The 6,250-nt window shown below is 45.8% G+C and carries 1 protein-coding gene; it reads right to left on the bottom strand.

All coding sequences use genetic code 11. The annotated features are described in order from the left end of the window. Nucleotides 1-2: 2 nt before the first annotated feature. Nucleotides 3-6,185 carry a PAS domain S-box protein gene (locus H6G96_RS35310; protein ID WP_242063539.1) on the bottom strand — a complete coding sequence of 2,061 codons (6,183 nt, stop codon included), beginning with the start codon at nucleotides 6,183-6,185 and terminating at the stop codon, nucleotides 3-5. Between the last annotated feature and the right edge of the window lie 65 nt (nucleotides 6,186-6,250).

The raw sequence follows: 6,250 nt of genomic DNA on the forward strand, positions 1-6,250 counted from the left end.
TATCACCCTCGATTAACAATCACAATAATTTCTGTTCCTTGACCGGGTTGGCTTTCGATCGCCAGTTGTGCTCCGATGCGCTCTGCCCGTTCGCTCATGCCCAACAATCCAAATCCGCCGCTCATTGGAACGCCAACCACGCCAAAGCCTTGTCCGTCGTCTTTGACTTGCAAGCGACACTGAGCATCGTCATAGACTAATTCAATTCTAATTTCATTCGCGTTAGCATATTTGATTGCGTTGGTCAGTGCTTCTTGTCCAATCCGCAGCAAGTTATTTTCCACCTCGGCGGGTAAGGAATAGGCGACCCCCTGAATTGAGTAAATGATATCCGTATTGGTCGCCACTCTCATCTGGTTTACCAGCCGCTCTAGGGCACTGGATAAATCACCTTCTTCTAGCAACTGGGGACGCAGTGCTGTTACCGAGCGACGCGCTTCAGACAGTCCGGTTCGGGCTAGTTCCTCGATTGTGTCTAAATGGGCTTGGGTGGCTTCTGCATCATCGGTTAGCACTTGAGTTGCTGCATCAACCTGGATGAGAATGCCTGTAAAGGCTTGGGCAAGGGTATCGTGAATTTCGCGTGCCATGCGGTTGCGTTCTTCCAAGATCGAGGCGGCTTCTGCTTGCTTTTGCAGCGTAATATCTCGCGACAACCAAATCACCTGTTCGTGCCGAATCGGTGCGATGCGAGCCGAAAACCAGATTTCTCGTCCAGATAGCCACTCACTGTATTCAACGGTGAGGACTTGTTGAGTTCTCAGCACCTGTTGAATGTAATTCAGGAATTCATCAGCTTGTTCTTTAGCATAGAGTTGATGCAATACTTGACCAATATGCTCCTCCTCATTCAACTCTCCATAGGACGGATTTCCTTCGATTGCACAGATCAATTGCCCTTCAGCAGTGAAGATACACAGCGGATCGGGAATGGCTGAAAAGAGCGCCCGCAGTTCTGCTTCAGAAGCTTGCAATGCTGCTTCTGCTTGCTTGCGTTTAATTCCCAATGCCATCTCGCGAGCGGCAAACCCCAATGCCTCACAGTGAGACACCGGAATGGATTGTCGAGCAAACATCGCGATCACGCCAACCAACTGCTTATCCAGCAGGATCGGACAGCCTGCAAATGCCGCAATACCTTCTCGCTCTGCCCATTCGTGATCAATATATGAGTCATCAAACACATTGTTGATCAACAGTGGAAAGCTTTCTTGAGCAATTCGTCCAAGTTTCGGGCTATTCATGGACACTCGACTGTAGGTACCGTCAAGACGGGTATACATTCCCGCACTGGCTTGTAACTCCAAAACATTCTGGTCTTTATTGATTGTCCAAATTCGAGCAAATGCCGCATTCAAGTGCTTAACAACGGCTTCTGCACAGCGATGCAGCATCAAGGGTAAACTATCACTTTGAGCAAGGGCACTGTCCACATCGGCACGAAAAGCGGAGAGGATTGCCTGTTCTCGAAACTGAGCCTCGGACTGGCGCAACACCTCTTCTGCTTGTTTGCGATCGTCGATATCCGTAACAACTCCCAACGCTCGGATGGGTTCACCGGATTCATTCCAGGTAACAATTTTGCCGACAGAAAGAGTCCATTTCCACTGACCATCCTGGGTAAGCTGGCGATACTCTACTTGAAAGTTGGGGATTTCTTCAGCAATGTAAGCACGGTAGGTTGCGACAACTGATTCTCTGTCATCAGGATGCAAACGAGCAATCCATTCAGAAATGGTTTCGTGGAATGTTGCTGGATTGTAGCCCAGCATTAAAGCGTATTCTGGGTTAACAATTCTTTCTTCAGTTTTTAAATCGATATCGTAGAGTCCTTGATTTGAAGCGGTTAATGCTAAGCGTAATCGTTCTTCACTCGTTTGTAGAGCGGCTTCTGCTTGTTTGCGATCGCTAATATCCGCAGTCACCCCTTCGATGTAGCCATCGTCTGTATTCAGATAAGCAGAGGAAAGTCCCCAGAACAATGTCCCATCTCGTTTTCGCAGTTGTGCTTCAAAGTTTCGCACTTCCCCATCCCGCTTCATCGCCTCAATGGCTTTTTGGCGATCGCTGGGATTTACAAAATAGTCGATGGTGTGTTCCAGCCCAATGATTTCTTCTGGTGAATCAAAGCCAAGCAGATTGGCATAGCGTTGATTGGCATTGAGAATTAATCCATCCGAGAGGCGGGTTCGGTAGATGCCGACTTGCGAGTTTTCAAAGATAGCTCGGAACTTGGCTTCACTGCGTTGTAATGCCTCTTCTGCTTGCCTACGCTGGGTGGTGTCATTGCCCACCGATAAGATTTCAACGACCTCTCCCTGTTTATTGAAGACGACTTGATTCGACCAGACCATCCAAACTCGCCGACCGTCTCGACACAGGTTTTCCCCCTCGCCTTGCGGGAACGATTGAGGGTCACGAAGCAAATTGTGGACAAAGGGTCTCATATCGCGTCCAGAGGTTTCGATGTCTGGAATGATCGTTTCAAATACGGTTCGTCCTACAATCTCATGTTCTTCATAGCCCAGAAGTTTCACCCCATAATCGTTGATGTAACGAATCCGTCCTTGCGTGTCATAGCGAATGATGACGGAATTCGCGGTTTGTAGCAGGTTGCGATAATTCGCTTCACTTTGTCTCAATGCGGCTTCGGTTTGTTGACGTTCAGCGATTTCCTGCTGTAAGGCTTGAGTTCGTTCTTCTACTTTCCTTTCCAGTGTTTCGGCATAGTCTGCTAACCGTTCATACAATCGAGCATTCTCCAGGGAAATTGCTGCCTGAGCCATCAACAGTTTCAGGACTTGCAAGCGATCGCTAGTAAATACTCCGGTACTGAGATTGTTCTCTAGATAAAGGATGCCGATCGGCTGATTTTGCTTGATAATGGGCATACACAGGAGCGATCGCGTCTGTTGATGTTGAATGTAAGGATCAGTTGAAAAAGGAGGTTCGCTGACTGCATCATCAAGCACCAAAGTTTCTTGAGTACGTTCTACCGAGTGAATGACGGAGACAGGAATCGTTGCACAGTCAGTAACAGCGAACTTTTCTAGGTCACACTGTCTACTTCCGCTGCATTGAGCCATCACAGTGAGTTGATCCTCTTCCAGGAGAACCAGAGCGCCTGTTTCGGCTCCTGCATTTTCGATTACCACCTGCATCAACGTGGCAATCAGTTGATCGAGATGGATTATTTTTGAGAGAGCTTGAGCCGCTTTCATCACCGCCGCCAAATCGATCGCCGCAGTGGGATGACGGATCGTTTCATTGATCACGATTGAATGTGATTGCCGAACTAGGTTGGTGTTGAGGAGTTGTGGATAGCGTTTTTCTAAATCTTTAACTTTAGCGGTTGCGCCCCAGCGATCGTAGCAATAGTGCGCCTCTTTCATGTAAGTTTGAGCAATTTTTTCCCGCCCTCGCGCCAGATAATGTTTAGCCGCTAATTCATAGGCGAGTGCTTCTTCCTGGATAAACTCATTCTCAGCAGCACCTGCGATCGCTCGCTCGTAAAACTCTTCAGCCTCAAGAAATTGCCCTAAGACTCGTGCTTTTTCTGCCTCGACTAGATGAAATTTATGTAGATAATTCATTGGGGCGTGTTCTGCCCACTTCTGCATTTTTTCTTGGTTGATGTTAACACAATTGAGCCAAGCTACTTTTTGGGAGTTTGAAGCATCGAGCGGTAGGCTCAAAAGCGCCAGAGAGTGATACAAACAGAATACAGGTAAAACTGTTATTGCTGTCACCTCTTCAAAATGTTGCCTTGCCACAACAGCGGTTTGTACAGCTTGATGATATTCTCCAAATAGATAACACAGTATAACTTTGTGTAGATACAGCATTTGAATTGCAGTTCCGTCTCTAACTGCAATAGCGTGTGTTAACGCCTGCTCTTCATTGCATAGCCTACTAACTAAGCGGCTGGGATTCTCAGACCTATTTAGCAGATTAAGAATTGTCTGCCACAATATTGCAAGCCAATTCGAGGGGCTTTCCCGTCTGATTTGGTTGATCGCTTTGCTGTAAGTTGCTGTTTTTTGTTCCAGTTGGGTGAGTTCCTCTCCAGCAAAAAACGAGTTATAGCATACGTTATATGCAGCGTAACCAGCAAATTCAAAGTCTCCAGTTTCCACTCCATTTTGATAGGCATCAGCCAGCATTGGTATTGTGTTCCTAAGATGCACCTTCCAGTGCATGATATGGGCACCCGAAAACATTAATGCTTTAGCTTTTCCTTTGGTATTCAATCGTTCTGCCAAACCCAGCGCCAATTTGCTGAATTTATAACCGAGTTCAATGTCTTGAACAACTCCACATAGAACAAACCCATAGACCGCATAATACAGCGATGACCAGATAGCATTACCGTAGTTGATTGATAAATTTACCGTTTTGCAAGTAATCAGTATCAGCAGTGCTGGTGACACTATAAATGCAGCAGCCCCCATATTCGCTAGGATTGACATTGCTGCTAGCGGTTCTGGTGCAGTCATCTCTGGTAAATTAATCAAGTCTTCGATTTCTCGTTCAGCAAGTAGCGCAGCCGTTGACTCCAATTCCCTTTGAATATCTACCTGACTTGGATTTTCTATTAAATCTATTCCCAGGAGCTTTAACACTTCCGAGCCAATTTTTAGTGCTGATTTCAGGTTGCCCTGTGACAAATATCCTTGAATTCTACTATCGTAAACCTGCGCTTTGTCAACCACTGTCTTCGCATGGTTGAGTACCACTTCGACGAAGTGTTCCATTTCACTAAAGCGACCGTGAAGATACGCTGCCGCTGCTGCTTCTGAGTACAGTGCTAAGGTAAGGTCATACTCACTGAGCCAACTGTCTGTATCTAGGAGTTTCAGTCCTATATTGAAATACTGAAGAGCTGCTTCATAAGCCGTTGCACCTTTTGCTTTCTGACCTGCCATTAAATTCAATTTGGCAATTTCATTTCGTTCTACTCGAGCGGTGACAAACTCAATTCCCCGATCAAGATGATCGACGATTTCAAACAGTCGGGCTGATAGTTGCTCTGATGAAGTTTTTTCGAGTAGATTGCGACCGACTTGGAGATGAACAACTTGTTTGTGTGACTCATCAATTAAGGCGTATGCTGCTTGCTGGACGCGATCGTGCAAAAACTTGTAGTCTTGAACTAACAAGTTTTCGTCTAATTCAGATAGAGGTTGAATTAATCCAGCATGTATTGCAGCTAGTAAATCTAGAGAAATTACTTTCGGCGATTTTTCACAAGCGATCGCTAACGTCTCTAAATCAAATTCAGCTCCAACACAAGCGGCTAAGCGGAGAATTCGCCGTGTTTCTTTTGGCAGTTTCTTCAACTGGAGCAGCAGCAACTCCACTACATTATCAGTAATATTTTGGGCTTGAATTTGAGCAATATCCCACTGCCAGCTTAAGTGTTTTGCGTTGAAGGTCAGAAGATTTTCGCTGTACAGCATTCGCAAAAATTCACCGACAAAGAAAGGGTTGCCTTCAGTTTTACGTAACACTAATTGGGCTAGGGGATGAACAGTGTCAATATTGCAATGTAATGTCTCGGCGATCAATTGACTCAATGGTTCGGGCATTAAGGGTACTAAGGTAATCCCCTGAAGCACTGCCCCTTGTTTTCGCAGTTCTAAGAGCGTTAATATTAGTGGATGCGTTGGAGCCACTTCATTATCTCGGTAGGCTCCAATCAAAAATAGATATTGTGTCTGCTCGTCAAGTAATAATAGCTCGATTAACTTTAGCGTTGCGGAGTCGAACCATTGTAAATCGTCTAAGAAGATGACCAGGGGATGTTCTTTTGAACAAAACACCCGCACAAAATTTTGAAAGATTCGATTAAAGCGATTTTGAGCTTCCGTTGCTCCAACTTCGGGTACGGGTGGCTGTTTGCCAATAATTAATTCAACTTCAGGAATGACATCAATGATGATTTGCCCATTGCTTCCTAAAGCTGAGAGCAGACGAATACGCCACTGTTGCACTTGCTCATCCGGTTCCCCCAGAAGTTGCTGCACCAACTTTTGCAGGGCATCCACAATGGCGCTGTAGGGAATATTGCGCCGGAATTGGTCAAATTTACCCGATATGAAATAGCCGTGCTTTGCTGTGATCGGTTTATAGAGTTCTTGCACCAATGCTGTTTTGCCAACGCCAGCGTAACCAGCAACGAGCATGAGTTCGACATTGAATTGAGCATTTTCTATGCCTGACTCTAGTTGACAAATTTCGCCAAACGTCT

It is taken from the genome of Nostoc sp. FACHB-892 (genome assembly GCF_014698795.1).
Taxonomy (GTDB): Bacteria; Cyanobacteriota; Cyanobacteriia; order Cyanobacteriales; family Nostocaceae; genus Nostoc.